Genomic DNA, 26,124 nt, shown 5'->3' on the forward strand with positions numbered 1-26,124 from the left:
GGCCCCGTCCGGACGTTGACGGGAGCGGCGCGCCGGTAGGGTGACCCGGTCGTCATACGCACCCGAGACACCCATCCACACGACGCAGCCGAGCCGCCCGACCCCCGTACGGAGACCGTGACTACCACCGCCGCCTCCACCTCCTCGCACCACCTCTCACCCGCCTTCCCCGGCCGTGCCCCCTGGGGCACCGCCAGCAAGCTGCGTGCCTGGCAGCAGGGGGCGATGGAGAAGTACCTCCAGGAGCAACCCCGTGACTTCCTCGCGGTCGCGACGCCCGGCGCCGGCAAGACGACCTTCGCGCTGACGCTCGCGTCCTGGCTGCTGCACCACCACGTCGTGCAGCAGGTGACCGTGGTCGCGCCCACCGAGCACCTGAAGAAGCAGTGGGCCGAGGCGGCGGCGCGGATAGGGATCAAGCTCGACCCGGAGTACAGCGCCGGACCGCTCGGCAAGGACTACCACGGTGTCGCGGTGACGTACGCGGGTGTCGGCGTCCGGCCGATGCTGCACCGCAACCGCGTGGAGCAGCGCAAGACGCTCGTCATCCTCGACGAGATCCACCACGCCGGTGACTCCAAGTCGTGGGGCGAGGCCTGCCTGGAGGCGTTCGAGCCGGCCACCCGCCGCCTCGCGCTCACCGGTACGCCCTTCCGGTCCGACACCAACCCCATCCCCTTCGTGACGTACGAGGAGGACAACGCGGGGATCCGCAGGTCGGCGGCCGACTACACCTACGGCTACGGGAACGCGCTGGCCGACCACGTCGTGCGGCCCGTCATCTTCCTCTCCTACAGCGGCAACATGCGCTGGCGCACCAAGGCCGGCGACGAGATCGCCGCGCGGCTCGGCGAGCCGATGACCAAGGACGCGATCAGCCAGGCCTGGCGTACGGCGCTGGACGCGCGCGGCGAGTGGATGCCGAGCGTGCTGCGCGCCGCCGACCAGCGGCTGACCGAGGTCAGGAAGGCCATCCCGGACGCGGGCGCCCTCGTCATCGCCTCCGACCAGGAGTCGGCCCGCGCCTACGCCAAGCTGATCCGGGAGATCACCGGCAGCAAGGCGACGCTCGTCCTGTCCGACGACACGGGCGCCTCGAAGCGGATCGACGACTTCAGCGCGAGCGACGACCGCTGGATGGTCGCGGTCCGGATGGTGTCCGAGGGCGTCGACGTGCCCCGCCTCGCGGTGGGCGTCTACGCGACGACCATCTCCACGCCGCTCTTCTTCGCCCAGGCCGTCGGCCGTTTCGTACGGTCCCGGCGGCGCGGCGAGACCGCCTCCGTCTTCCTGCCGACCGTCCCCGACCTGCTCACCTTCGCCAACGAGATGGAGGTGGAGCGGGACCACGCCCTCGACAAGCCGAAGAAGGAGGGCGAGGAGGACCCGTACGCCGAGTCCGAGAAGGAGATGGAGGAGGCGAACAAGGAGCAGGACGAGGACACCGGCGAGCAGGAGCAGTTCTCCTTCGAGGCGCTGGAGTCCGAGGCCGTCTTCGACCGGGTGCTGTACGACGGCGCCGAGTTCGGCATGCAGGCGCACCCGGGCAGCGAGGAGGAGCAGGACTACCTCGGCATCCCCGGGCTGCTGGAGCCCGACCAGGTGCAGATGCTGCTCCAGAAGCGGCAGGCCCGGCAGATCGCGCACAGCCGCAAGAAGCCGGACGGCGAGGCCGACCTGCTGGAACTGCCCGCCGAGCGGCGGCCGGTCGTCTCCCACAAGGAGATGATGGAGCTGCGCAAGCAGCTCAACACGATGGTCAGCGCGTACGTCCATCAGAGCGGCAAGCCGCATGGGGTCATCCACACCGAGCTGCGCCGGGTGTGCGGCGGGCCGCCGAGCGCGGAGGCGACGGCGGGCCAGCTCAAGCAGCGCATCGCCAAGGTGCAGGAGTGGGCCACGCGGATGCGGTGACGGCCGGGTGGCCGAGGCCGGGCGTGGGCGGTGCGCCGCCCCGCGCGGGTGGCGCCTGCAACAACCTGTGCGCTGTACGTATCAGGACAAAAGGAGTGGTCCGTACCGGCCAGTGACCGGATTCTGGACGGAGCCTTCCGCTCAGCGAACCGCCTTCGCTACTGTCCCGCTACGCACACGCCCCGTGGCAGCGCCGCCGCGGAGCGCAGCCGTGAAGCGACGCGGTCCGGAAAGCGTTCCGGACCGCCGGCCGATCGGAGGCCTCTGAAGCGCGTCACCGACGGGACTCGTTGACGCATCTCTCCCGAGGGGGCCGCCGACCTCACCACTTGGAGGAGTGGGCGTCGTGACCGCGGAGACCTCTCAGACGCTCGACCGGGGACTGCGTGTCCTCAAACTGCTGGCCGATACGGACCACGGGCTGACCGTCACCGAGCTATCCAACAAACTGGGCGTGAACCGGACCGTGGTGTACCGGTTGCTCGCCACGCTGGAGCAGCACGCCCTCGTACGGCGTGACCTGGGCGGCCGTGCCCGGGTCGGCCTCGGGGTACTGCGCCTGGGCCGTCAGGTGCATCCACTCGTGCGCGAGGCGGCCCTGCCCGCCCTGCGCTCGCTCGCCGAGGACATCGGGGCCACCGCCCATCTCACGCTGGTCGACGGGTCGGACGCGCTCGCCGTCGCCGTCGTCGAACCGACGTGGACGGACTACCACGTGGCCTACCGGGCGGGCTTCCGTCATCCGCTCGACCGTGGCGCCGCGGGGAGGGCCATCCTCTCCGCGCGCGTCCAGCCGGCCGTCGACCCCGGCTACACCCTCACCCACGGTGAACTGGAGGCGGGCGCGAGCGGCGCCGCGGCTCCCCTCCTCGGCGTCACGGGCGTCGAGGGAAGCGTGGGCGTGGTGATGCTGGCCGACGCCGTCCCCGAACGGGTCGGTCCGCGCGTCATGGACGCGGCAAGGGAGGTGGCGGAGGCCCTGCGCTGACGCACCGATGTGCAGAAGCGCAGAAGCGCAGAAGCGCAGAAGCGGCGAAGCACTGAAGCACCGAAGAACCGGCACCGGGCCGGCGCGACGGAACGCCACCCGGCGCCGGCCCTTGCCGAGCCATCGCCGGTCGGCCGCGGGGGACTGCCGGGGTGTCGGTGGCACGCGGCCGGTTTGTGACCGGGGCGCTGCCGGGCCTTCGGTCGAGCGCCGTCGGGCGCCGTCGGTCGCCGGCCGAACGGCGCGAGTGCGCCACCGGGCGATCACCCGTCCGTCGCCGGGCCGCCCTCGTCCGTCGCCGGGCCGGGGCCCGGGGGCGGGCGGGGGGCGCGTTAGATTGTGGGCGTGCTCTCACGCCTCACACGCCTCCAGGCCATCGCCGTCTGTGCCGTGCCCGCCGTCGCGCTGCTCGCCACGGCGGTCTTCGCGCCGCTGCCGTTCTCGCTGGCGCAGCCGGGCATGACGGCGAACGTCCTCGGCGAGAACAAGGGCACGCCGGTGATCACGATCTCGGGCGCGCCGACCCGTACGACGAGCGGCCAGCTGCGGATGACGACCATCGAGGCGACCGGCCCGGACGCCCGGGTCTCGCTCGGTGACGTGCTCGACGCCTGGTTCGCGACCGACCGGGCGGTCATGCCGCGCGACGCGGTGTACCCGAGCGGGCAGTCCACCAAGGAGATCGAGCAGCACAACACCGAGCAGATGGAGGAGTCCCAGGACGCGGCGACCGAGGCCGCCCTGAACTACCTCGGGCTCAAGGACGACGGCATCAAGGTCAGCCTGGAGCTCTCCGACGTGGGCGGTCCGAGCGCGGGCCTCCTCTTCTCCCTCGGCGTCATCGACAAGCTCGACGGCGACGGCTCCGGCGGCGACCTCACCGGCGGCCGGGTCATCGCCGGCACCGGCACGATCGACGCCGCCGGGACCGTGGGCGCGGTCGGCGGGGTCTCCCTCAAGACCCGCGCCGCCAGCCGCGACGGCGCCACCGTCTTCCTCGTCCCCAAGGCCGAGTGCGCCGACGCCCGGGCGGAACTCCCCAAGGGCCTGCGCCTCATCCCGGTGACCACCCTCAAGGGCACGGTCAGCGCCCTGAAGTCCCTGGAGACGGGGAAGGGAACCGTCCCCAGCTGCTAGGGACGGGAGGAGCCGGCTGCCGTCAGCCCTCCTTCACGAAGCCTTCCTTCACCAGCCAGTCCAGGGCCACCTGGTGCGGATCCTCGCCGTCGACGTCGACCTTGGCGTTGAGTTCCTGGGCCACCGTGTTGTCCAGCTTCTTCGTGATGGGGTCGAGGACCTCCGCGATCGCCGGCCACTCCTTGAGCGTCTTGGTGTTGATCTCGGGCGCCACGTTGTAGTTCGGGAAGAACTTCTTGTCGTCCTCCATCACCACCAGGTCCATGGACTTGATGCGGCCGTCGGTGGTGAAGACCTCGCCGTAGGTGCAGCTGCCCTTCGCGGCCTGGGTGTAGATGATCCCGGTGTCCATCTGGGTGATGTTCTTGGCGGGGACGTCCATCCCGTACGCCTTCTCCATGCCCGGCAGGCCGTCCGCGCGGTTGGCGAACTCGCTCTCCACGCACAGGGTCACCGCGCCCGGGTCCTTCTTGGCGAGCGCGGCCACGTCCGACAGGGTCTTCGTGCCGTACTTCTCGAAGTTCGACCGGTTCATGGCGAGGGCGTAGGTGTTGTTCAGCGCGGCCTTGGGCAGCCAGGTCAGCCCGTTCTCCAGGTCGGCCTTGCGCACCGCCTCCCACTGCTTCTGCGGGTCGGTGATCGGGTCGCTGTTGCCCTGGTAGGTGATCCAGGCGGTGCCGGTGTACTCGTACATCCCGTCCGCGTCCCCGGACTTGACCGCCTCCCGCGCCCCGATCGAGCCCTGGATGCCGGTGCGGTCCAGCACGTCCGCGCCGGCCGCCTCGAAGGCGATGCCCATGATCGCGCCGAGGATGAGCTGCTCGGTGAACTCCTTCGACGTCACCGTCAGGCTCGCGCCCTCCAGCGGGCGGCCCCGGCCGATCGAGCCGGGCTCGACGTCGTCGACCATGGGGGAGCCGCTGGTCAGTCCGCAGCCGGCGGCCAGGAGCAGCAGCGCCGCCGCCGGTACACACACGCGTCGCAGGTGTCTCATGCGCCCACCTCCAGGCCCCGGGGGCGCAGCACCAGTTCGGCCAGCGAGGCCAGCCAGTCCACCAGCAGGGCGAGGGCGACGGTGAGGATCGAGCCCAGCATCAGCACCGGCATGCGCTGGTTGGTGATACCGGTGGTGATCAGCACCCCGAGCCCGCCCCCGCCGCCGAACGTCGCCAGCGTCGCCGTACCGACGTTCAGGACCAGCGCCGTGCGGACGCCCGCGAGGATCAGGGGCACCGCCAGCGGCAGTTCCACCCGGGACAGCACGCCCAGCGGGGACATGCCGATGCCGCGGGCGGCCTCCAGGAGCGTCGGGTCGTTCGCCTTCAGACCCGCGATCGTGTTGGACAGGACCGGCAGCACCGCGTAGATGATGATGCCGATCAGCGCCGCCCTGGTGCCCGTGCCCAGCCAGATCACCAGCAGGGCGAGCAGGCCGATCGCCGGGGTCGCCTGGCCCATGTTGGCGAAGGCCATCGCCACCGGGGTCGCGCGGCGGAACGTCTTGCGGGTCAGCACGATGCCCAGCGGGATCGCGATGATCAGCACGAAGAACGTCGAGATCACCGTCAGCTGCACGTGCTGCCACAGCGCCTTGGAGACCTGCCCGTCGGACAGCGCGTTCTCGGAGATCGGGTCCAGGTCGGCCTGCGCGAACCACAGCCAGGTCGCCAGCAGCACCGCGACCAGCACCGTGGGCAGGATCGTCAGCTTCTGCCAGGTGATCCGCCGCTGCCGGGCGACCGGCGTCGGCGGGGCCTCCTGCTCGGCCTCGCCCTCGTCACGGAAGGCGAGCCCCTTGACGTCGTGCTCGCCCGCGGGCCGTCTCCCGCCCGAGGGCCGTTTCTCGTCGGCCGGGGTGTTCACGCCTTCGCCTCCCCTCCGTCGCCGCCCTCCTGCTCGGCGTGGGTCTGCGCGGCCCGCGTCGCCTCCAGCGTGTGCTGGTGCTCCATGGCCTCCAGCCGGTCGGCCTCCAGCAGTTCGTGCACCGAGTTCATCAGCGTCTCCATGTCGACGACGCCCGTGTACTCCCCGCGCCGCCCGGTCACCGCGACCCGGCCCGCGTTGTCGGTCAGCACCGCCTCCAGCGCGTCGCGCAGGGTCGCGTCCCGGGTCACCGTGTCGTGGACGAGGGTGCCCGCGCGCGCCAGGGAGCCCTTCGCGCGCATCAGGTCGCCGCGGCGCAGCCATTTGTAGGGGCGGCCCCGCTTGTCCAGCAGCAGGATCTCGTTGGTGCCGCTGCTGCGGAGCAGGTTGAAGATGCTCTGGAGCGGGTCGTCCACGGTCACCGTCGGGTAGTCGGTGATCTCCACGTCCCGTACCCGGGTCAGGTTCAGCCGCTTCAGCGCCGCGCCCGCGCCCACGAAACCGGAGACGAAGTCGTCCGCCGGGTTGGTGAGGATCGCCTCCGGGGTGTCGAACTGGGCGATGTGCGAGCGCTCGCGCAGGACGGCGATCCGGTCGCCCAGCTTGATCGCCTCGTCGAAGTCGTGGGTGACGAACACGATGGTCTTGTGCAGCTCGTGCTGGAGCCTGATCAGCTCGTCCTGGAGGTGGTCGCGGGTGATCGGGTCGACCGCGCCGAACGGCTCGTCCATCAGCAGCACCGGCGGGTCGGCCGCCAGCGCCCGGGCGACGCCCACCCGCTGCTGCTGGCCGCCGGAGAGCTGGCGCGGGTAGCGGCCGTGGAACTCGCCGGGGTCGAGCCCGACCAGGTCCAGCAGCTCCTCCACCCGGTTCTTGATCCGGGCCTTGCCCCAGCCGACCATCTTCGGCACCAGCGCGATGTTCTGGGCGACGGTCATGTGCGGGAAGAGCCCGGCGGACTGGATGGCGTAGCCGACCTTGCGGCGCAGCTTCACCGGGTCCATGTCGGTGACGTCCTCGCCGCCGATCCGGATGCGCCCGCCGGTCGGCTCGATCAGCCGGTTGATCATCTTGAGCGTCGTGGACTTGCCGCACCCGGAAGGGCCGACGAAGATGACGATCTCGCCCGCCTTGATCTCCATGCTGACGTTGTCGACGGACGGGTTGGGGTTGCCCGGGTAGCGCTTGGTGAGGTTCTCCAGCTCGATGGCGGCCCCGGACGTACTGGCGCTCCCCGACGTCTTCCCGGAGGCGGCCGCGGTCGTGGACGTGGTGTCGGCCTGGCTGGTCTCAGACACGGATCCCCCTGGGAATGGTCAGCCGTCCGAGCAGGACGTACGCGGCGTCGAAGAGCAGGGCGAGGACGATGATCCCGAGGGTGCCCGCGAGGACCTGGTTGAGCGCGTTCTTGCTGCCCAGCGAGGCGATCCCGCGGAAGATCTCGTTGCCGAGCCCGGGTCCGGAGGCGTAGGCGGCGATGGCCGCGATGCCCATCAGCATCTGGGTGGAGACCCGGATGCCGGTCAGGATCGGCGGCCAGGCCAGCGGCAGCTCGACCCGCATCAGCCGCATCGGCCGGGACATCCCGATGCCGGTCGCCGCGTCCACCAGGGAGGGGTCCACCCCGCGCAGGCCGACGATCGCGTTGCGGACGATCGGCAGCAGCCCGTACAGGGTCAGCGCGATCACCGTGGGCGGCACGCCGAGGCCCACGATCGGGATGAGCAGACCGATCATGGCGAGCGAGGGGATGGTCAGCAGCGTCGAGGTGGCGGTCGTGGCGAGGTTGCCCGCCCATTCGCTGCGGTAGGTGGCCACGGCGATCAGGACGCCCAGCGCGGTCGCCACGACCATGCACTGGAACACGGCGCTCGCGTGTTGATAGGCGTCGGTGAGCAACTGCTGGTGGCGGCTTCCCAGGTACTCCCAGAAGTTCACGCGGGTCACCCCCACAGATCGGTCAGTCGCTCGTACTGGCTTGCTCCACCAACGGGATGATCCGCAGCGGGACCGGGTTCTCCATCACGATCGCGGTGGCGGCCCGGACGATCCCATCGAAACCGACAACCAGGTCGATCACCCGCTGGAGATCGGCGTTGGAGCGGGCCACGAGGCGGCACAGCATGTCCCCGGAACCGGTCGTGGTGTGCAGCTCCAGGACCTCCGGCACGGTCGCCAAGTGCGCCCGGACGTCCGGGCCTTGCCCCTGCCGGATCTGGAGCGTGGCGAACGCCGTCACGGGGTAGCCGAGGGCCGCCGGATCGACCTGGGGACCGAATCCGCGGATGACGCCATTCGACTGAAGGCGGTCCAGCCGCGCCTGCGCCGTCCCCCGCGCCACACCCAGCCGCCGGGACATCTCCAGCACCCCGATCCGCGGCTCCCGCGCCAGCAGCACGATGATCCGCCCGTCCAGCCCGTCGATCGCCATCCGGCACCTCCCACGATGGTCATCCTGTACAGAAACGCCGCCTGTACGGTCGTATCACTGCACACATTGCCCAGCCGGATCGCAAACTATTGCGCACCTTGCCGCCACGGGATCAGGCTGCGGCTATGACGCAGACCACACACCACACTCCCGACACCGCCCGGCAGGCCGACCCCTTCCCGGTCAAGGGAATGGACGCGGTCGTCTTCGCCGTGGGCAACGCCAAGCAGGCGGCGCACTACTACTCCACGGCCTTCGGCATGAAGCTGGCCGCCTACTCCGGACCGGAGAACGGCAGCCGGGAGACCGCGAGCTACGTCCTCACCAACGGCTCCGCCCGCTTCGTGTTCACCTCGGTCATCCGGCCCGCCACCGCCTGGGGCGAGTTCCTCGCCCGGCACGTCGCCGAGCACGGCGACGGCGTCGTCGACCTCGCCATCGAGGTCCCGGACGCCCGCGCCGCCTACGCCTACGCCGTCGAGCACGGCGCCCGCCCGCTCACCGAGCCGTACGAGCTGAAGGACGAGCACGGCACCGTCGTCCTCGCCGCCATCGCCACCTACGGCGAGACCCGGCACACCCTCGTCGAGCGCACCGGCTACGACGGGCCCTACCTGCCCGGTTACGCCGCGGCCGAGCCGATCGTCGCGCCGCCCGCCCACCGCACCTTCCAGGCCGTCGACCACTGCGTCGGCAACGTGGAGCTCGGCCGGATGAACGAATGGGTCGGCTTCTACAACAAGGTCATGGGCTTCACGAACATGAAGGAGTTCGTGGGCGACGACATCGCCACCGAGTACAGCGCGCTGATGTCGAAGGTCGTCGCCGACGGCACCCTCAAGGTCAAGTTCCCGATCAACGAGCCGGCCGTCGCGAAGAAGAAGTCCCAGATCGACGAGTACCTGGAGTTCTACGGCGGCGCCGGCGTCCAGCACATCGCGCTGAACACCAACGACATCGTCGAGACCGTACGGACCATGCGGGCGGCCGGAGTCCAGTTCCTCGACACCCCGGACTCCTACTACGACACCCTCGGCGAGTGGGTCGGCGACACCCGCGTCCCCGTCGGCACCCTGCGCGAACTGAAGATCCTCGCCGACCGCGACGAGGACGGATACCTGCTCCAGATCTTCACCAAGCCGGTGCAGGACCGGCCTACCGTATTCTTCGAACTGATCGAACGCCACGGCTCGATGGGCTTCGGCAAGGGCAACTTCAAGGCCCTGTTCGAGGCGATCGAGCGGGAGCAGGCCAAGCGCGGCAACCTGTAACGCGCCGGACCCGGGAGGACCGTGACCCCACGCGTCGACCTCGCCGTGGCGGCCGTCCGCCGCGTGGCGCAGAAACGGCTGCACGAGGTCACGGTCCTCCAGTCCTTCGCCTTCGACGAGACACACGAGCGGCTCTATGCCCTCCAGGTCCGCCGGGGCGGCGGCGAGGAGGGCCACCTCTGCCTCAACCAGCTGACCCTGACAGGCGAGTTGCTCGGGCACATGCACCTCCGGGGCTTCGGGCACGGCGTCAGCATGGGCGTGCAGAACGCCGCCGACGGCACGGTGTGGATCTGGACCGAGGCCGACGCGCACGGCGGCTACGGCCAGGGCGTCACCCGCTTCCGGTTCGCCGACGGCGCGACCCGCACCGGCGCGGACGTCGCCCTGCGCAAGCCGATACCGGGCTCCCTCAACAACCAGCCCTCGGTCTGCATGGCGTCGAGCCGCATAGCCGTCCGCTACCGCCTCAAGGGCGTGCCCCGCTACCGCGTCTGGGACCTCGACGCCTTCGTCGCCCGCTCCTACGGCGACCCCCTCGCCGACATCGCCCAGCCCGCCGCCCACCCCGACCCCAAGATCCCCTTCCAGGGGTACGCGCTCCACGGCGACCACATCTACCAACTCGCCGGTACCGCCTACGACTCCACGGCCAACCCGGCGGCCAAGGGCGGCAACGCCCATGTCTCCTGCGTCGACGTCACCACCGGCGAACTGCTCCAGCGCACCCGCACCGAGGCGGGCCGCCGTCTCGCCTTCCGCGAGCCGGAGGGCGTCGCCGTCCGCCACCGGGCCGGCCAGGGCGTCTACCTGGGGTTCGCCTCGGGGGAGGCCGGGGCCCGCCGCTTCTCCCTCTTCGCCAAGCCGCAGCGGCAGTCGTAGCCGTAGCCGCAGCCGTAGCCGTAGCCGTAGCCGTAGCCGTAGCCGTAGCCGTAGCCGCAGCAGAGCAGTTGCCGCTACGGCATCGGCCATGGCCGCAGCGCCCCGGTCAGCGCTTGGCGTCCGCCACCGGCAGCTCCTCGCGGGGAGGTTCGGCACCCAGCTCGGCCAACGCGGCCCGCGCGTCCGGGACATGGAGCGGCGAGAAGTACGGGTTGATCAGCAGGGCCTCCTGGAGATGGCGCCGCGCGGGCCCGTCCTTCTCCAACTCCTTCTCGATCATGCCCCGGTGGTAGGCGTACAGGGCGCTGCGCACCCCGCCGCCGTGCGCCTTGTCCGTGGCCCGGGCCGCGTAGCGCAGCGCCTCCTCGTGCCGTCCGGCCCGGTGCAGCGCCCAGCCGAGGGCGTCGGCCACCGCGATGCCGGGCTGGCGCCGCCACTCGTCCCGCAGCCGCGCCACGGCCGCCCGCGGATCACCGTGGTCCGCCTCGAACCGGCCGAGGACCAGCGCCTCGTCGACCCCGCTCGCGGCGGCCAGCCGGACCCGCTCGCGCAGCAGGTCGTACTGGATCCGGGCCGGCTGCCGCAGCCCCAGCGACTCGTACAGCTCGCCCAGTTCCAGGGCGTACCGGGGGTCGGGCTGCTTGGCCAGGGCGACCCGGTAGGCGTTCAGCGCCTCGGTGGTGCGGCCCAGCGCCGCCAGCGCCCGGCCCTGCCCGGCCTGCGCGGCCCGCTGGTCGGGGTCGATCCGCACGGCCTCCTGGAAGTTCCGCAGCGCGACCTCCCGTTCGCCGCGCTCCCAGGCGAGCTGCCCGACCCGCTCCAGATACGCGGCCCGCTCCGCCGGGGCCTCGGCGCCCGCCGCCGCGTCGGAGAGCTGCGCCATCGCGTCCTCGCGCCAGCCCCGGTCCCGGTACACCGCACCCGCCCCGGCCATCACGGCCGGTCCCGAGCGCAGCTCCTGGAGCCGCTCCAGGGTCCGCCCGGCGGCCTTCCAGTCACCGAGCCCGGTGTAGGCGTCGATCAGCAGCGGATACGTCGTCCACCGTTTGCCGTCCAGCTTCAGCGCGGCCTCGCCCCACGTGCGCGCGGCCCGGAAGTCCCGCCGTGCGTTGGCGAGGGCGGCCAGACCGCCGAGGGCGGCGGCGGTGCGCTCCAGCCCGACCGAGGTCCGCAGTGCTTCGTCGGCCTTCGGGTAGTACGTGGTCTCGGCCGTCCGCCGCCCCTGCTCGACATAGGCCGCCCCGAGCACCGCCCACGACCCGGCGTCCTCGGGGTGGCGCCGCAGGTGCGCCTCCCGCTCGCCGATCAGCGCGGCCAGGTCCGCCAGCGCGGCCGGCGCCCCCGCGGTGACCGCCGTCAGCGCCTGCGCCCCAGGGGCCGGCGGCGCGGGGGCCCGCGTCTCGGGCCGCTCCCACGGCAGCATCAGCGTCCCGCCCAGCAGCAGGCATCCGGCGAGCGCGCCGACGAGCAGCCGCCGCCCGGTCCGCCCGGTCTCCCGCGGCTCTCGCGACCGCCCGGCCTCCCGCGGTTCCCGCGGCGTCTCCATGGCCTTGTCCATGGCGCTCACTGTGCGTCAGTACGACGACCACATCTCGGCATACGACCGCCCGCGCGGGCGGGGTTCACACCGATGGCCGTCGGTGCGACGCTGTGATCATGAGCCGTATCCAAGCGCCCAGCGACGAGGCCACCGGCAACCTGATCGACCGCCTCCGCGCCGGTCTGCCCGCCGACGCCGTCCTGACCGACCCGGACGTCACGGTCTCCTACGCCAACGACATGGCCAGCTTCTGTCCCGCCGAGGCCCCCGCCGCCGTCGTCCTGCCCCGCACCGTCGAGCAGGTCCGGCACGTCATGCGGGTCGCCACCGAACTGCGCGTCCCGGTCGTCCCGCAGGGCGCCCGCACCGGCCTGTCCGGCGGGGCCAACACCTCGGACGGCTGCATCGCGCTCTCCCTGACGAAGATGGACCGCATCCTGGAGATCAACCCGGTCGACCGCGTCGCCGTCGTCGAACCCGGTGTCATCAACGCGACGCTGTCCCGCGCGGTCAACGAACACGGCCTCTACTACCCGCCGGACCCCTCCAGCTGGGAGATGTGCACGATCGGCGGCAACATCGGCACCGCGTCCGGCGGCCTGTGCTGCGTGAAGTACGGGGTCACCGCCGAGTACGTCCTCGGGCTCGACGTCGTGCTCGCCGACGGGCGCCTGATGTCCACCGGCCGGCGCACCGCGAAGGGCGTCGCCGGATACGACCTGACCCGGCTGTTCGTCGGCTCGGAGGGCTCGCTCGGCATCGTCGTCGGGGCGACCCTCGCGCTCCGGCCGCAGCCGCCGCAGCAGCTCGTGCTGGCCGCCGAGTTCGCCTCGGCCGCCGCCGCGTGCGACGCGGTGTGCCGGATCATGGCGGGCGGCCACGTCCCGTCCCTCCTCGAACTGATGGACCGCACCACGGTGAAGGCCGTCAACGACCTCGCCCACATGGGTCTGCCGGAGACCACCGAGGCCCTCCTCCTCGCGGCCTTCGACACCGCGGACCCCGCCGAGGACCTCCGCGCCGTCGGCGCCCTGTGCGAGGAGGCCGGCGCCACCCAGGTCGTCCCCGCCGACGACGCCGCCGAGTCCGAACTCCTCCTCCAGGCCCGGCGGCTCTCGCTGACCGCGCTGGAGGCGGTCAAGGGCACGACGATGATCGACGACGTGTGCGTGCCCCGGTCCCGGCTCGGCGAGATGCTCGACGGCGTCGAGCGGATCGCCGCCAAGTACGACCTGACCATCGGGGTCTGCGCCCACGCGGGCGACGGCAACACCCACCCCACCGTCTGCTTCGACGCCCAGGACGCCGACGAGTCCCGGCGCGCCCGCGAGTCCTTCGACGAGATCATGGCCCTCGGCCTGGAGCTCGGCGGCACCATCACCGGCGAGCACGGGGTGGGCGTCCTGAAGAAGGAGTGGCTGGCGCGCGAGATCGGCCCCGTCGGCGTCGAGATGCAGCGGCAGATCAAGCAGGTCTTCGACCCGCTGGGCCTGCTCAACCCGGGCAAGCTCTTCTGACCCGGCCCGCACCGCCGTCAACGGGCGAGCAGCTGGTCGAGCGCGTCGTCGATCCCGAGCTGCTCGCCCTCGGTCCCCGGGGGCACCGCCCGCAGCGTCCGCTCCAGCCAGGCGGACACCTGCGCGGTCGGTGCCTCCAGCAGGGCGTCACCGTCGGGTGAACTGAGCGCCATCAGGACGACGCTGCGCCCCTGCGACTTCGTCGGCCACACCCGCACGTCCCCGTGCCCGCACGGCCGGAACACCCCCTCCACCAGCAGATCGCGGGAGAACGTCCAGTTCACCGGGTTCTCGGAGTTGATGTGGAAGATGACGTGCACGGCGTACGGGTCGTCGGTGTGGTAGCTCAGCCGGGCCGGGACGGGGATGCTCCGCTCCGGCGACAGGATGAGGTTCAGCTCCAGCTCGCGTTCCACCACGGTGTAGTGCATGGTCGAGGGTTCCTCTCCGGTACCGGGGCCCTGTCGTGGGCCCGCAGGAGTGGAGAGGGGGCAGCCCCCCGAAGCATTACGCGGGTTCGCGGAACTTTTTCGCGGAACTTTTCCGAGGCCGTCACACCGGCCGCGAAACCGGCCCTGACACCCGCCCTGACACCCGCCCTGATACCGGCTGTTCCCACGGCGGTTCCCGCCGGCCGGTTTTTGGTACGTCCCGAACGTGTGGGTCCGGTGGGAGTGGCGGTGGGGCACCGTGCCGGTCTGATAGATGTGGAGCCCCCTCCATTCACCTCCGAGCAGATACGGGACGACGGACATGAGCGCCCCAACCCCGGCCCCCGGTGACGACAGGCCCCGCGAGGGGTACTACCCGGACCCGTCCATCCCCGGCTACGTCCGGTACTGGAACGGCGTCTCGTGGGTACCGGGCACCAGCCGTCCCGCTCCGTCGGACGGGGCCTCGCCCGCGCCCCCGGCCGCCCCCGCCGCGCAGGTGGAGGAGACCGGCCCGCACTTCTTCGACGAGGACCCGCCCGGGGCCGGCCCCGAGCCGTCCTCCGCCTGGGGTGCCGACACGGCCCGGCAGACCGGGTTCGGCGGCGAGCAGGACCGCCGGATCTCCTGGGGCGCGGCCCCGGGCGCCGACCCCCGGGTCCCGTCAGGACCGGCCGACGGCGACGGCCCGCCGTCTGCTCCGCCCGCCGAGGGCGCCGCGGACGCGGGCGGCACGTTCGTGTTCCGCAGGCCGGTCTCCGGCGCCCCGGCCGCCCCCGCCGCTCCCACCGGACCCGGTCGTGACGAGGGGACCATGACCTTCCGGACGACGCCCCCGCGCACACCGCAGCAGGGCGGGGCGCAGGGCGGGGGCACGCCCGGCGCGCACCAGGCGCCGTCCGGCCCCGGTTTCGCGGCGGGCAAGGCGGCGGCCGAGCGTGCCGCCGCCCAGGCCCAGGCAGCCCAGGCGCAGGCAGCCCAGGTCCAGGCAGCGCAGGCAGCCCAGGACCGGCCCCAGGTTCCGCCCCAGGCCCAGGTCCAGGCGCCGCCGCAGGCCACCGCGGGTGCCGCGCCCGGCGTACCGCAGCAGCCGACGCCGCTGTCCAGCGGGGCCGGGGGCGGGCAGCCCTCGTGGGCGCAGCAGGTGCACCGGCTGGCCGGGGCCGAGGACCAGCCCGTCACGCCCTGGAAGCCGCCCGTGGAGGACTTCTTCCAGGCGGCGGCCCGGCGACAGGCGGAGGCCCGGCCCGCGGGGATCGGCAAGCGGCTGGCCGCCCGGCTGCTGGACACCGTCGTCGTCCTCGGCATCACCGCCGGGGCCGCCGTACCGCTCGGCACCAGGGCGGTCGACCACGTCTCCGCGAAGATCGACGCGGCGAAGCTCTCCGGCGAGACCGTCACGGTCTGGCTGCTGGACGGCACCACGGGCGGATACCTCGGCATCGTCCTCGCCGTCCTGCTGATCGCCGGCGTCCTGTACGAGGCGCTGCCGACCGCCCGGTGGGGGCGCACCCTCGGCAAGAAGCTGCTCGGCCTCCAGGTGCGGGACATCGAGGGACACGAACCGCCGTCGTTCGGGGCGGCCCTGCGCCGCTGGCTGGTGTACAGCGTCCCCGGGCTGCTCGTGATCGGTGTCGTGGGGGTCGTGTGGGGCCTGTTCGACAAGCCGTGGCGCCAGTGCTGGCACGACAAGGCCGCCCACACGTTCGTGGCCGGCTGACGCCGTAGCCCGTACGGCGGCTCGCCGGATGCGGAGCCGGGAGGTTCGCGGTCGACTCGGGCCATGAGCAGCGAACCGCCACCCGGCTCCGGTCAGCAGCCGCCGGAGGACGACCCGTTCAGGAAGCAGCCGCCGCCGGCCGACGGCGCCGGCTCCCCCTATGGCAGCCGGCCCCCGCCCTCCGGGAGCGACCCCTACGGCGGCAGTCCGTACGGCGGTGGCCCCTACGGCGGTGGCGATCCCTACGGCGGTGCCGGTCACCCCACCGGTCCCGCCGACCCGCTCGCCGGGATGCCGCCGCTCGCCGACAGCGGCCGGCGCACCCTCGCGCGGATCATCGACATGATCCTGGTCGGCATCGTGGTCGCCCTGCTGACCTGGGGGTTCGGGGTCAGCGAGTACGACGTGGACGCCGACAAGGTGAACTACGGCAAGTCCTTCGCGCAGTCGCTCGTCGCCGCCCTGCTCTACATCGGCTACGACACCTTCATGATCGCCAAGACGGGTCAGACGCTCGGCAAGAAGTGGCTGAAGATGCGGGTGGCGAACCTGGAGAACGGCGCCACGCCCTCCGTGCAGAACGCGCTGATCCGCTCCGCGGTGCTCTGGATCCCGTTCGCCTTCTGCTGCGCCTGCGTGTGGACGGCGATCTCGGGCGGCTGGAGCTTCTTCGACAAGCCCTACAAGCAGGGCCTGCACGACAAGCCGGCGAAGACGGTGGTGGTCAGCACCGCCTGATCCGTCGCCGCTGCCCGGCCCCTGGGCGCCGCCCGGGCACGGGCAGGGGCCTGTCCGGCGGACAGGCCCCAGGGGGAGAGGGAGTTCAGGAGGCGGCGCGCTCGTGCACCGGCTCGGACGCCACCGCGCCGACCGTGGCCGGTACCTGCGCGGGTACCGCCTGTGCGGTCCGTGCGGGCTTCCGCACGGCGACCACGCGCGTCTTGGGGATCGGTACCGTCATGGCGACGAGCAGCCCGAGGGCGAGCGCCGCGAAGGCGATGACCGCGATCCCCACGCCCGAACTCGTCTGTGACAGCAGCAGCATGGCGAGCGTCGAGAAGAGCACGGTGCAGGAACCGTAGGCGAGCTGTGCGGCAGTCGGACGAGGCATGGCAATCGTGTCCTCGGAAGTGGGGGTCCACGGGGGTGTCGGCCTGGCTTTCCGCCGTTTTCGAACGTTCGGCCAAGCGACTCTCATGGCTGTGTGCCCTTGCGGAACGAACAGTAAGCGTGACCTAACCAACAGTACCGGTGCATGGGGGGCGCACGGAGTCATGACGTCCACCAAGTGGACGTGCGCGAGCGCCGGTTGACCGCCGCGCGAGGCCCCGTCACGGCCGACGCAATGTTCTCGCAACGTGTTCGCAAAGCGAACGTCCGCTCCGCATAGCGCACTTGATTTGTTCAGGTCAAGGTCTGTCTTTTCTTCTGAACCTCTAGTCAAATGACGTCACTTGACTACACGCGTTGATCACGCGCGCGCGGACCGACCTCGACCAGGACCCCCTCCTGCCTCCGCGCGCCCGGACGCGGGGGAGGACCCTCAAGTGACCAGTAGATCCTGGACGTTCAGAGCGGCGGCGACCACCGTCGCACTCGCCGCGGCCACGGCCACGTTCTCGACGTTCGCGGTGGCGCAGGCAGCCACCGCGGCGGACCCGGCCGTCGCCAACCGCACCGACCCCCAGCCGGCGAAGGCCACGGAGCACGACTTCGACGGCCCGCTCTCCAAGACCCAGGAGGCGCAGCGGGAAGAGGCGCTCAAGCAGGTCATATCCGGCGACGCCAAGGTGAAGGACCGCGACGGCTCCAAGGTCGTCGCGCTCAAGAGCCGCAAGGGCGAGAGCAAGTACGTCGAGCTGGGCCGTGAGCGCACCGACAAGATCTTCACGATCCTCGTCGAGTTCGGCGACGAGATCGACAGCCGCTACGGCGGCACCGCGGGACCGGCGCACAACGAGATAGCCGAGCCCGACCGCGCCGAGGACAACTCCACGGCCTGGCAGGCGGACTACAACAAGGCGCACTACGAGGACCTCTACTTCGGCGAGGGCACCTCGTCGATGAAGACCTACTACGAGAAGCAGTCCTCGGGCCGCTACTCGGTCGAGGGCGAGGTCTCCGACTGGGTCAAGGTCCCCTACAACGAGGCCCGTTACGGCTCGAACTCGTGCGACACCTGCGCCTGGAACGCGGTCCAGGACGGGATCGACGCCTGGGTCGCGGACCAGGAGGCGGCTGGCCGCACCGACGCGGAGATCAAGGCCGACATCGCCGAGTACGACCAGTGGGACCGCTACGACTTCGACGGCGACGGCGACTTCAACGAGCCCGACGGCTACATCGACCACTTCCAGGTCGTGCACGCCGGTGAGGACGAGTCCGCGGGCGGCGGCGCGCAGGGCGAGGACGCCATCTGGGCGCACCGCTGGTACGCGTTCGGCACCGACGCCGGCAACACCGGCCCGTCCGGCAACCTCCTCGGCGGCACCCCGGTCGGTGACACCGGTGTCTGGATCGGCGACTACACCATCCAGCCCGAGAACGGCGGACTCGGCGTCTTCGCCCACGAGTACGGCCACGACCTCGGTCTGCCGGACCACTACGACACCACCGGCGCCGGCGAGAACTCCACCGGCTTCTGGACGCTGATGTCCTCCGGCTCCTGGCTGGGCACCGGCAAGGAGACCATCGGCGACCTGCCGGGCGACATGACCGCCTGGGACAAGCTGCAACTGGGCTGGCTGGACTACGAGGTGGCGCAGGCCGCGACCCGGTCGACGCACAAGATCGGCCTCTCGGAGTACAACACCAAGAACCCGCAGGCGCTGGTCGTCGAACTCCCGGAGAAGGAGGTCACGACCGAGATCGTGCCCCCGGCCCAGGGCGCCACGCAGTGGTGGAGCGGCAGCGGCAACGACCTGAAGAACACGCTGACCCGGTCCGTGGACCTGACCGGCAAGTCGGCGGCGACGCTGACCCTCGACGGCTGGTGGGCGATCGAGGCCGACTACGACTACCTCTACACCGAGGTGTCCACGGACGGCGGCACCACCTGGAAGCCGGTCGACGGCACCGCCGACGGCGCGGCCATCCCGCGTGACGCCAGCGGCGCCCCGGCGCTGACCGGCTTCTCGGACACGTACAAGAACCTGTCGTTCCCGCTGGACGCCTATGCCGGCCAGAAGATCGACCTGCGCTTCCGCTACACCTCCGACGGCGGTGTGGCCGAGAAGGGCTTCACGGCCGACCGGATCACCGTGACCGCCGACGGCACCGCCCTGTTCTCGGACGACGCCGAGACCGCGGACTCCGCGTGGACGGCCAAGGGCTTCACCCGCGTGGGCGCCACCATCACCGACGACTACGCGCAGTACTACATCGCCGAGAACCGTCAGTACGTGTCGTACGACAAGACGTTGAAGGTCGGACCGTACAACTTCGGCTTCTCGACGACCCGTCCGAGCTGGGTCGAGCACTTCCCGTACCAGAACGGTCTGTTGATCTGGAAGTGGGACACCTCGCAGGTCGACAACAACACCAGCCAGCACCCCGGTGTCGGTCTGGTCCTGCCCGTCGACGCCCACCCCACGGCGCTGAAGTGGTCGGACGGCACGGCGATGCGCAGCCGCATCCAGGCGTACGACTCGCCGTTCAGCCTGTACCGCACGGACGGCATCACGCTGCACAAGGCGGACGTCGCCACGCGCATCCCGTCGTCGAAGGGCGTCTCGGTCTTCAACGACCGGACCAGCACCTACTACGACGCCACGACCCCGTTCGCGGGCGTCAAGATCACTGACACCAACACCAAGATCAAGATCGTCCAGGAGGCCCTCAACGGCTCGACGATCACGGTCCAGGTCGGTGCCGCGGTGAAGTAGTCCACGTTTTCGCAGGTCAGAAGGTGATCGGCGGTGACCCTCTAGCGGGTCGCCGCCGATCGTGTTTAGGTGCGTGCTGTGCCTTTCTTATTGACAGTCCGACCGACACCGACTCGCACGGGGGTGTGACCTGTATGGCCGCAGGAGGTTTCTGCAAGCTGCCGACCGGCAGCGTCGTGGTGGCGCTGAACCTGCCCAGCCCCACCGCCCACGGCGCGGGCGTCCGCGTCCTCGTCCACGCCCACAACCGGGCCCGGGCCCTGACCAGGCTCCGCAATCTCGGCCTGCGCGCGGTCTACCTCCGCGGCAACGCGGCCCCGCCGACCCCGGACGAGATCACCGCCGTGCTGCACCATCCGGACGGCCTCATATGGCGCACGGTGCCTGACAACGCTGTCGGGCTCGGCCCGGAGCTCGTACAGGAGCTGTGGCACCCCATCCGGGCGCTGCTCAGACGCCCGGCGGCCCAGGTCTGAGCCACCGGACGCCTCCGGGGTACTTCCTAGGCGACGACCGGCTTGCCGGTGAGTTCGACGCCGGCCTCGCGCAGCTCCTCCAGCGCGCGGTCGGTGCTCTCCTCGGCCACCCCCGCGGTCAGCTCCAGCAGGACCTGGGTGCGGAAGCCCTCGCGGGCCGCGTCGAGCGCGGTGGCCCGTACGCAGTGGTCGGTGGCGATCCCGACGACGTCCACCTCGGTGACGTGGCGGGCGCGCAGCCAGTCGGCCAGCGGCACGCCGTTCTCGTCGGCGCCCTCGAAGCCGCTGTAGGCGGCGGAGTACGCCCCCTTGTCGAAGACGGCGTCGACCGCGCCGGAGGCGACGGCCGGGGCGAAGTTCGGGTGGAAGCCCACGCCCTCGGTGCCCGCGACGCAGTGCGCGGGCCAGGAGTGGGCGTAGTCGGGGTTGTCGGCGAAGTGCCCGCCGGGGGCGATGTGGTGGTCGCGGGTGGCCACGACATGCTGGTATCCGGAGCCGGCCGCCTGTCCGATCAGCTCGGTGACCGCGGCGGCCACATCGGCACCTCCGGCCACCGCGAGGCTGCCCCCCTCGCAGAAGTCGTTCTGTACGTCGACGACGATCAAGGCGCGGCGCATGGTGGATGTCCTTCGACTATGAGTGAACTTACGAGCCTAGAGACTTCGGGGGCACTACGGGAGGGCGCACCCGCATTAGCTACCCGAGCGCCCGTGGACGTACTCCGTCGGAAGGACCGGTTCCCCCCGGGAGAGCTGGGTCGCGGACAGCGGCAGTCCGGCCAGCGCGGCCGTGTGCCGCTCGCGTACGGCGCCCAGCGGCTCGCGGGAGACCACCTCGCCGCCCTTGAGCAGTTCCACGAGCAGCTGACGGTCCGCGTACTCGGCCGGGACCGGGCCGGTGCCGACGACCTCCGCCTCGGCGATCCCGTCCTCGTCCAGGCGCCGGGCGGCCCACTTGCGGCCGCCGACCGACGTCTTGCCGCCCGACGACTTCTTCGCGACCGCCACCAGCGGTGCCGCCGGATCGGCGGACTCGGCGCGGGCGACGAGCTTGTAGACCATCGAGCAGGTCGGGTGCCCCGAGCCCGTCACGAGCTGGGTGCCGACGCCGTACGCGTCCACGGGGGCCGCGGCGAGCGAGGCGATGGCGTACTCGTCGAGGTCCGAGGTGACGATGATGCGGGTGTCCCGGGCGCCCAGCTCGTCCAGCTGCTGGCGCACCCGGTGGGCGACCAGGAGCAGATCGCCCGAGTCGATCCGGACCGCCCCCAGCTCGGGGCCGGCGACCTCGACGGCCGTGCGGACGGCCTCGGTGACGTCGTAGGTGTCCACGAGGAGGGTGGTGCCCCGGCCCAGTGAGTCGACCTGGGCCTGGAAGGCGTCCCGCTCGCTGTCGTGGAGCAGGGTGAAGGCGTGGGCCGAGGTGCCGACGGTGGGGATGTGGTAACGGAACCCGGCCGCGAGGTCGGAGGTGGAGGCGAAGCCGCCGACGTACGCGGCGCGCGAGGCGGCGACGGCGGCCAGCTCGTGGGTGCGGCGGGCGCCCATCTCGATCAGCGGGCGGCCCCCGGCGGCCGAGGACATCCGGGAGGCGGCGGCGGCGATCGCCGAGTCGTGGTTGAGGATCGAGAGGATCACGGTCTCCAGGAGCACGCACTCGGCGAACGACCCCTCGACCCGCATGACCGGCGAGCCCGGGAAGTACACCTCGCCCTCCGGGTAGCCCCAGATGTCCCCGGAGAAGCGGTAGTCCGCGAGCCAGGCGAGCGTCTGCTCGTCGACGATGTCCTGTTCCCGCAGGAAGCGCAGGACGGCCGCGTCGAAACGGAAGTTCTCGACCGCGTCCAGGACGCGCCCGGTGCCCGCGAGGACCCCGTACCTGCGCCCGTTCGGCAGGCGCCGGGTGAAGACCTCGAAGACCGACCGCCGTTCGGCGGTGCCCGCCCGCAGGGCGGCTTGCAGCATCGTCAGCTCGTACTGGTCCGTGAAGAGCGCCGTCGAGGGAACGTCCACCGGCAGTCCAAGGTCCGCCACCATCACTGCACTCTCCTAGCCGTGACTCGCCGGGTCCCCCGCGTCGGCCGGGGGTCCGGGGGTCGTCCCCCGGTGTTTGCGGCATGGGGAGGATGCTACACCCCTTTGCGTCAGTGTGACGATTTGTGGGGTGCGTGGCAGCATGGGGCCTGTGACGTCACCCGCTCCCGTAGAGATCGAACGCACCGAGTCGGCGGAAGAGGTCTTCGCCGTACCCGAGCCCGACGTCCCCTGGGTCACCATCGTCCACAACGACCCGGTCAACCTCATGAGCTACGTGACCTACGTCTTCCAGACCTACTTCGGCTATCCGAAGGACAAGGCCACCAAGCTCATGCTCGACGTCCACCACAAGGGCCGCGCGGTCGTCTCCAGCGGAAGCCGCGAGGAGATGGAACGCGACGTGCAGGCCATGCACGGCTACGGTCTGTGGGCCACCCTCCAGCAGGACCGGAAGTAGCGAACCGACTTCATGCCAGGACACTTCGAACCGCTTCCCGGCGGCGGCGCGGCCGTCGCGCTCGACGACGTCGAGATCTCCATCATCCGGTCGCTGGCCGTCCAGCTCCTGGAGCTGATCGGCCCCGGACCGGGCGCGGACGCCCCCGACGACCCCCTCGCCGAGCTCTTCGCCGAGGGACCGAGCGAGCCCCCGGCCGACCCGGTGCTGCGCCGGCTGTTCCCCGACGCCTACGGCGACCCGCAGGGCACTCCCGGCCCCGAGGAGGCCGACGAGCAGAAGGCGTACTCCTCCGAGTTCCGCCGCTTCACCGAGAACGACCTGCGCGCCGGCAAGCGCGACACCGCCCTCGCGGTCATCCGCTGCCTGGACGCGCTGAGCCCCCTGGACGACGGGGGAGCGGTGCTCGAGCTGTCGGTGGAGGAGTCCCGGCAGTGGCTCGGCGCGCTCAACGACCTGCGGCTGGCGATCGGCTCCCGGCTCGACATCGCCGACGAGGACGACACCGATCTGCTGTACCGGCTGCCGGACGAGGACCCGCGCAAGCCGATGGTGATGGCGTACCTGTGGCTCGGAGGGCTCCAGGAGACCCTCGTCGTCACCCTTATGCCGTGACATGTGGGGATTCTGTGTTCGCTCAGCGGACGCTCAAATCCGAATAACGATCGCGTCACCACAGCGGTCCACTACCTCCGCCTGGTGAGCCTTTTGTCCGCTTCTTCCTGTGCTGTGCGCCACAATCCTCCAGGGCGATCATCGTTGCGGCCGTGATAGATCTTCACGACCGCCCGGCGACACCACCCATGTGTCCGTCCGGGTGCGCCACCGAGCCGACGACCGTCGGCCAGGCAGAACGCTCCATCAATCCGGGGGGATCGAAACCCGATCCGGCGGCCGACGAGAGGCCCCGGTTCGGCATGGAGAAAGGCGCACCACCTCTATGACCTCCGCTCAGGTCGACACAGGCTCGGACCCGGGGAACACCCCCGGGCACTCCTCCGAAGAGGGAGAGGGATACGAGCGCGGACTCGGCAGCCGCCAGGTCCAGATGATCGCGATCGGCGGCGCCATCGGCGTCGGACTGTTCCTGGGAGCCGGCGCGAACATCGCCAAGGCCGGACCCAGCCTGATCCTCATGTACGCCCTCGCGGGCATCGTCATCTTCTTCATCATGCGGGCCCTCGGCGAGCTCCTGCTCTACCGTCCCGTCTCGGGCTCCTTCGCCGAGTACTCCCGCGAATTCCTCGGCCCGTTCTTCGGCTACTTCACCGGCTGGACGTACTGGCTGATGTGGGTGGTCACCGGCATGGCCGAGCTGACGGCCGCCGCGATCTACGTCAACTACTGGTTCCCGGACATCCCGCAGTGGGTGACCGCCCTGTTCTTCCTGGTGATCCTGTTCGGGGTCAACCTGATCTCCGTGAAGCTCTTCGGCGAGCTGGAGTTCTGGTTCTCGATGGTCAAGGTCACCGCCCTGATCGGCATGATCGTCATCGGCCTGGGCGTCCTCACCTTCGGCTTCAGCAACGCCGGTGACACCGCCGCCGTCTCCAACCTGTGGGAGTTCGACGGCTTCTTCCCCAAGGGCGTCGGCTCGTCCCTGATGACCCTCCAGGGCGTCATGTTCGCCTACCTCGCCGTCGAGCTCGTCGGCGTCACCGCCGGTGAGTCGGAGGACCCGGAGAAGACGCTCCCCAAGGCGATCAACTCCCTGCCCTGGCGCATCGCCCTGTTCTACGTCGGCGCCCTCACCGTCATCCTGTGCGTGGTGAAGTGGACCGAGTTCGCCGAGGGCGTCAGCCCCTTCGTGAAGGCGTTCTCCGTGATCGGCATCCCGGCGGGCGCGGCCATCGTCAACTTCGTGGTGCTGACCGCCGCCCTGTCCTCCTGCAACTCCGGCATGTACTCCACCGGCCGCATGCTGCGGAACCTGGCCGACAGCGGCGAGGCCCCGGCAGTCTTCAGGCGGCTCTCCTCGACGAAGACGCCCGCCTTCGGCATCACGGTCTCGGTGCTCTTCATGGGCATCGGCGTGATCCTCAACTACGTCGTCCCCGAGAAGGCGTTCGGCTACGTCACCTCCGTCGCCACCGCCGCCGGCATCTGGACCTGGCTGATGATCCTGATCAGCCACGTCCTGTACCGCCGCGCGGTCGTCGCCGGCCGGCTGCCCGCCTCCCCCTTCCCGGCCCCCGGCGGCGCGGTGTGCTCCTACATCGCCATCGCCTTCCTCCTCTTCGTCACCTGCCTGATCGCCTACGACCCCGACTCCCGCGTCTGCCTGTACGTGATGGCGGGCTGGGCCGCCGCGCTCGGCGTCGGCTGGACCGTCCTCAAGGGCCGCGACCCGCGGATCACGGACCCCGGGCAGCGGGACTTCGAGAAGGTCGGCTGACCCCGGCCGCCTCCCGCGATCCGTCCGGCCCGTCCGGCATATGGGCCGCCCCGTACCGACCCTCGGTACGGGGCGGCCCCTCTGTCCACCCTCCCGTCGCCCACCACCACCCCGGACGAGCGCTTCGCGCACCGGCCTATTCTTGGCGCATGCTCACCATCACTCGGGACCTGTACGACCAGATCGTGGCGCACGCGCGCGAGGACCACCCCGACGAGGCCTGCGGCATCATCGCGGGCCCCGAGGAGTCGGACCGCCCCGAGCGCTTCGTGCGGATGACCAACGCGGCGGGCTCGCCCACCTTCTACGAGTTCGACAGCACCGAGCACAAGCGCCTCAGCGACGCGATGTGGGACAACGACGAGGAGGCCGTCGTCGTCTACCACTCCCACACCGCGACCGAGGCCTACCCCTCGCGCACCGACATCTCCTACGCCCACGAGCCCCAGGCCCACTACGTGATCGTCTCCACCGCGGACACCGACGGCTTCGGCGACTTCCAGTTCCGCTCCTACCGGATCCTGGAGGGCGAGGTCACCGAGGAGGAGGTCAAGGTCGTCGAGAGCTACTGATCTCGCGATCCGGTCTGAATCCGTCCATCAGGTGAGATCACACTCGGAGCCGGTGGCCGGGAATCGATACGATGAGCCCATGGTTCTGAACGACGTGAGCGACAAGACGCCGGGCACGCTGCTCGTGGCGCGGCTGCACGTCGACCTGTGCAGGCTCGCCAGCGCCATCTGTTGACGCACCCCTGCCGCCGTACGGCTGTGAGCCGGTGGGGGGACCTCCCGTGCGAGCGCAGCCGGGCGTGGGGGAGCAGCACCCACGCAGCACCTCCGCCGTATCTGCGCTGCCGCGCGCCCACCGATCCGAACACCATCCGACAGGAGCCCGCCACCATGGCCATCGAGGTCCGCATCCCGACCATCCTCCGCACCTACACCGACGGCCAGAAGGCGGTGGAGGGCACCGGGAACACCCTCGCCGAGCTCTTCGCCGACCTGGAGACCCGCCACCCCGGCGTACAGGCCCGGATCGTGGACGAGGGCCAGCTGCGCCGCTTCGTCAACGTCTACCTCAACGACGAGGACGTCCGCTTCGTCGACGGCATCAACAGCAAGCTCACCGACGGCGACACCGTGACGATCCTGCCGGCCGTGGCCGGCGGCATGGCCTGAT

General features: G+C 71.0%; 26 protein-coding genes. 16 read left to right on the top strand and 10 right to left on the bottom strand.

All coding sequences use genetic code 11. The features are described from left to right. Positions 1-117 precede the first annotated feature (117 nt). From ACIPSE_RS05520 to ACIPSE_RS05530, 3 genes are all read left to right on the top strand, one after another. Positions 118-1,914 (top strand): DEAD/DEAH box helicase, encoded by a 1,797-nt coding sequence (locus ACIPSE_RS05520; protein WP_401657731.1) that lies wholly within the window; start codon positions 118-120, stop codon positions 1,912-1,914. A 346-nt stretch (positions 1,915-2,260) separates the two neighbouring features. After that, positions 2,261-2,902 carry an IclR family transcriptional regulator gene (locus ACIPSE_RS05525; protein ID WP_401657733.1) on the top strand — a complete coding sequence of 214 codons (642 nt, stop codon included), beginning with the start codon at positions 2,261-2,263 and terminating at the stop codon, positions 2,900-2,902. Between the two features lie 345 nt (positions 2,903-3,247). Beyond that, on the top strand, positions 3,248-4,039 hold the full coding sequence (locus ACIPSE_RS05530; RefSeq protein WP_401657735.1) for a S16 family serine protease: 792 nt from the start codon (positions 3,248-3,250) through the stop codon (positions 4,037-4,039). 22 nt (positions 4,040-4,061) lie between these two features. Here the strand turns inward: ACIPSE_RS05530 and ACIPSE_RS05535 are convergent, their stop codons facing one another. The 5 genes from ACIPSE_RS05535 to ACIPSE_RS05555 all read right to left on the bottom strand — a co-directional run bounded on the left by ACIPSE_RS05535 (position 4,062) and on the right by ACIPSE_RS05555 (position 8,333). After that, on the bottom strand, positions 4,062-5,033 hold the full coding sequence (locus ACIPSE_RS05535; protein WP_401657737.1) for a glycine betaine ABC transporter substrate-binding protein: 972 nt from the start codon (positions 5,031-5,033) through the stop codon (positions 4,062-4,064). Then, positions 5,030-5,902, bottom strand: coding sequence for an ABC transporter permease (locus ACIPSE_RS05540; RefSeq protein ID WP_401657739.1), 873 nt, complete (start codon positions 5,900-5,902; stop codon positions 5,030-5,032). Before ACIPSE_RS05540 ends, ACIPSE_RS05535 begins: the two co-directional genes overlap by 4 nt. Continuing rightward, entirely contained in the window at positions 5,899-7,110 is a 1,212-nt protein-coding gene (locus ACIPSE_RS05545) for a betaine/proline/choline family ABC transporter ATP-binding protein (RefSeq protein ID WP_401659695.1), read from the bottom strand. The genes ACIPSE_RS05540 and ACIPSE_RS05545 overlap by 4 nt, the downstream gene beginning before the upstream one ends. Positions 7,111-7,192: 82 nt before the next feature. Next, positions 7,193-7,840 carry an ABC transporter permease gene (locus tag ACIPSE_RS05550; RefSeq protein ID WP_401657741.1) on the bottom strand — a complete coding sequence of 216 codons (648 nt, stop codon included), beginning with the start codon at positions 7,838-7,840 and terminating at the stop codon, positions 7,193-7,195. Positions 7,841-7,862: 22 nt separating this feature from the next. After that, on the bottom strand, positions 7,863-8,333 hold the full coding sequence (locus ACIPSE_RS05555; RefSeq protein ID WP_401657743.1) for an Lrp/AsnC family transcriptional regulator: 471 nt from the start codon (positions 8,331-8,333) through the stop codon (positions 7,863-7,865). 125 nt (positions 8,334-8,458) lie between these two features. Between ACIPSE_RS05555 and hppD the strand changes: the two genes are divergently transcribed. Together hppD and ACIPSE_RS05565 are read left to right on the top strand one after the other, a co-directional pair. Next, complete coding sequence (gene hppD / locus ACIPSE_RS05560; RefSeq protein WP_401657745.1) at positions 8,459-9,604, top strand: 4-hydroxyphenylpyruvate dioxygenase; 1,146 nt, start codon at positions 8,459-8,461, stop codon at positions 9,602-9,604. Between the two features lie 21 nt (positions 9,605-9,625). Next, positions 9,626-10,486: a Teichoic acid biosynthesis protein C (Precursor) gene (locus ACIPSE_RS05565; protein WP_401657747.1), complete on the top strand. Its 861-nt coding sequence runs from the start codon at positions 9,626-9,628 to the stop codon at positions 10,484-10,486. A 106-nt stretch (positions 10,487-10,592) separates the two neighbouring features. Here the strand turns inward: ACIPSE_RS05565 and ACIPSE_RS05570 are convergent, their stop codons facing one another. Next, positions 10,593-12,044 (bottom strand): tetratricopeptide repeat protein, encoded by a 1,452-nt coding sequence (locus tag ACIPSE_RS05570; RefSeq protein ID WP_401657749.1) that lies wholly within the window; start codon positions 12,042-12,044, stop codon positions 10,593-10,595. Positions 12,045-12,136: 92 nt separating this feature from the next. Here ACIPSE_RS05570 and ACIPSE_RS05575 point away from each other — a divergent pair, with 92 nt between their 5' ends. Further along, positions 12,137-13,543 (top strand): FAD-binding oxidoreductase, encoded by a 1,407-nt coding sequence (locus tag ACIPSE_RS05575; RefSeq protein WP_401657751.1) that lies wholly within the window; start codon positions 12,137-12,139, stop codon positions 13,541-13,543. Positions 13,544-13,560: 17 nt separating this feature from the next. On the opposite strand, the gene ACIPSE_RS05580 is transcribed toward ACIPSE_RS05575, so the two are convergent. Next, positions 13,561-13,974: an SsgA family sporulation/cell division regulator gene (locus tag ACIPSE_RS05580; protein WP_401657753.1), complete on the bottom strand. Its 414-nt coding sequence runs from the start codon at positions 13,972-13,974 to the stop codon at positions 13,561-13,563. Positions 13,975-14,296: 322 nt separating this feature from the next. Here ACIPSE_RS05580 and ACIPSE_RS05585 point away from each other — a divergent pair, with 322 nt between their 5' ends. Further along, positions 14,297-15,694: an RDD family protein gene (locus ACIPSE_RS05585; protein ID WP_401657755.1), complete on the top strand. Its 1,398-nt coding sequence runs from the start codon at positions 14,297-14,299 to the stop codon at positions 15,692-15,694. Positions 15,695-15,757: 63 nt separating this feature from the next. Further along, the gene (locus ACIPSE_RS05590) at positions 15,758-16,432 is read left to right on the top strand and encodes an RDD family protein (RefSeq protein WP_401657757.1); all 675 of its coding nucleotides are present in this window, start codon (positions 15,758-15,760) and stop codon (positions 16,430-16,432) included. Positions 16,433-16,517: 85 nt separating this feature from the next. Here ACIPSE_RS05590 and ACIPSE_RS05595 read toward each other — a convergent pair whose 3' ends face one another. Beyond that, positions 16,518-16,805, bottom strand: a complete 288-nt coding sequence (locus ACIPSE_RS05595) for a hypothetical protein (protein WP_401657759.1) — start codon at positions 16,803-16,805, stop codon at positions 16,518-16,520. A gap of 436 nt (positions 16,806-17,241) precedes the next feature. On the opposite strand from ACIPSE_RS05595, the gene ACIPSE_RS05600 reads away from it, so the two are divergent. Together ACIPSE_RS05600 and ACIPSE_RS05605 are read left to right on the top strand one after the other, a co-directional pair. Next, positions 17,242-19,578 carry an immune inhibitor A domain-containing protein gene (locus ACIPSE_RS05600; RefSeq protein WP_401657761.1) on the top strand — a complete coding sequence of 779 codons (2,337 nt, stop codon included), beginning with the start codon at positions 17,242-17,244 and terminating at the stop codon, positions 19,576-19,578. 134 nt (positions 19,579-19,712) lie between these two features. Continuing rightward, the gene (locus ACIPSE_RS05605) at positions 19,713-20,054 is read left to right on the top strand and encodes a hypothetical protein (RefSeq protein WP_401657763.1); all 342 of its coding nucleotides are present in this window, start codon (positions 19,713-19,715) and stop codon (positions 20,052-20,054) included. Positions 20,055-20,080: 26 nt separating this feature from the next. Here ACIPSE_RS05605 and ACIPSE_RS05610 read toward each other — a convergent pair whose 3' ends face one another. Then, complete coding sequence (locus tag ACIPSE_RS05610; protein ID WP_401657765.1) at positions 20,081-20,671, bottom strand: isochorismatase family protein; 591 nt, start codon at positions 20,669-20,671, stop codon at positions 20,081-20,083. A gap of 75 nt (positions 20,672-20,746) precedes the next feature. Continuing rightward, positions 20,747-22,093 carry a nicotinate phosphoribosyltransferase gene (locus ACIPSE_RS05615; protein ID WP_401657767.1) on the bottom strand — a complete coding sequence of 449 codons (1,347 nt, stop codon included), beginning with the start codon at positions 22,091-22,093 and terminating at the stop codon, positions 20,747-20,749. A gap of 136 nt (positions 22,094-22,229) precedes the next feature. On the opposite strand from ACIPSE_RS05615, the gene clpS reads away from it, so the two are divergent. The 6 genes from clpS (at position 22,230) to ACIPSE_RS05645 (ending at position 26,123) form a co-directional block, all read left to right on the top strand. Continuing rightward, positions 22,230-22,547, top strand: a complete 318-nt coding sequence (gene clpS / locus ACIPSE_RS05620) for an ATP-dependent Clp protease adapter ClpS (RefSeq protein ID WP_401657769.1) — start codon at positions 22,230-22,232, stop codon at positions 22,545-22,547. A 12-nt stretch (positions 22,548-22,559) separates the two neighbouring features. Then, positions 22,560-23,162 carry a DUF2017 domain-containing protein gene (locus tag ACIPSE_RS05625; protein WP_401657771.1) on the top strand — a complete coding sequence of 201 codons (603 nt, stop codon included), beginning with the start codon at positions 22,560-22,562 and terminating at the stop codon, positions 23,160-23,162. A 325-nt stretch (positions 23,163-23,487) separates the two neighbouring features. Further along, on the top strand, positions 23,488-24,942 hold the full coding sequence (locus tag ACIPSE_RS05630; RefSeq protein WP_401657773.1) for an amino acid permease: 1,455 nt from the start codon (positions 23,488-23,490) through the stop codon (positions 24,940-24,942). A gap of 149 nt (positions 24,943-25,091) precedes the next feature. After that, on the top strand, positions 25,092-25,514 hold the full coding sequence (locus ACIPSE_RS05635) for a Mov34/MPN/PAD-1 family protein (protein WP_401657775.1): 423 nt from the start codon (positions 25,092-25,094) through the stop codon (positions 25,512-25,514). 79 nt (positions 25,515-25,593) lie between these two features. Continuing rightward, the gene (locus ACIPSE_RS05640) at positions 25,594-25,689 is read left to right on the top strand and encodes a putative leader peptide (protein ID WP_319168103.1); all 96 of its coding nucleotides are present in this window, start codon (positions 25,594-25,596) and stop codon (positions 25,687-25,689) included. 155 nt (positions 25,690-25,844) lie between these two features. Then, positions 25,845-26,123, top strand: coding sequence for a MoaD/ThiS family protein (locus ACIPSE_RS05645; protein WP_401657777.1), 279 nt, complete (start codon positions 25,845-25,847; stop codon positions 26,121-26,123). The last annotated feature ends 1 nt before the right edge of the window (position 26,124 follow it).

The organism is Streptomyces sp. NPDC090106 (genome assembly GCF_044747265.1).
GTDB lineage: Bacteria > Actinomycetota > Actinomycetes > Streptomycetales > Streptomycetaceae > Streptomyces.

What these genes read in the sequence shown, in the direction of transcription:
- ACIPSE_RS05535 (WP_401657737.1), bottom strand. Translation starts at nt 5,033, where the DNA reads ATGAGACACCTGCGACGCGTGTGTGTACCGGCGGCGGCGCTGCTGCTC.
- ACIPSE_RS05555 (WP_401657743.1), bottom strand. Translation starts at nt 8,333, where the DNA reads ATGGCGATCGACGGGCTGGACGGGCGGATCATCGTGCTGCTGGCGCGG.
- hppD (WP_401657745.1), top strand. Translation starts at nt 8,459, where the DNA reads ATGACGCAGACCACACACCACACTCCCGACACCGCCCGGCAGGCCGAC.
- ACIPSE_RS05570 (WP_401657749.1), bottom strand. Translation starts at nt 12,044, where the DNA reads ATGGACAAGGCCATGGAGACGCCGCGGGAACCGCGGGAGGCCGGGCGG.
- ACIPSE_RS05580 (WP_401657753.1), bottom strand. Translation starts at nt 13,974, where the DNA reads ATGCACTACACCGTGGTGGAACGCGAGCTGGAGCTGAACCTCATCCTG.
- ACIPSE_RS05585 (WP_401657755.1), top strand. Translation starts at nt 14,297, where the DNA reads ATGAGCGCCCCAACCCCGGCCCCCGGTGACGACAGGCCCCGCGAGGGG.
- ACIPSE_RS05590 (WP_401657757.1), top strand. Translation starts at nt 15,758, where the DNA reads ATGAGCAGCGAACCGCCACCCGGCTCCGGTCAGCAGCCGCCGGAGGAC.
- ACIPSE_RS05595 (WP_401657759.1), bottom strand. Translation starts at nt 16,805, where the DNA reads ATGCCTCGTCCGACTGCCGCACAGCTCGCCTACGGTTCCTGCACCGTG.
- ACIPSE_RS05605 (WP_401657763.1), top strand. Translation starts at nt 19,713, where the DNA reads ATGGCCGCAGGAGGTTTCTGCAAGCTGCCGACCGGCAGCGTCGTGGTG.
- ACIPSE_RS05610 (WP_401657765.1), bottom strand. Translation starts at nt 20,671, where the DNA reads ATGCGCCGCGCCTTGATCGTCGTCGACGTACAGAACGACTTCTGCGAG.
- clpS (WP_401657769.1), top strand. Translation starts at nt 22,230, where the DNA reads ATGGGGCCTGTGACGTCACCCGCTCCCGTAGAGATCGAACGCACCGAG.
- ACIPSE_RS05625 (WP_401657771.1), top strand. Translation starts at nt 22,560, where the DNA reads ATGCCAGGACACTTCGAACCGCTTCCCGGCGGCGGCGCGGCCGTCGCG.
- ACIPSE_RS05630 (WP_401657773.1), top strand. Translation starts at nt 23,488, where the DNA reads ATGACCTCCGCTCAGGTCGACACAGGCTCGGACCCGGGGAACACCCCC.
- ACIPSE_RS05635 (WP_401657775.1), top strand. Translation starts at nt 25,092, where the DNA reads ATGCTCACCATCACTCGGGACCTGTACGACCAGATCGTGGCGCACGCG.
- ACIPSE_RS05640 (WP_319168103.1), top strand. Translation starts at nt 25,594, where the DNA reads ATGGTTCTGAACGACGTGAGCGACAAGACGCCGGGCACGCTGCTCGTG.
- ACIPSE_RS05645 (WP_401657777.1), top strand. Translation starts at nt 25,845, where the DNA reads ATGGCCATCGAGGTCCGCATCCCGACCATCCTCCGCACCTACACCGAC.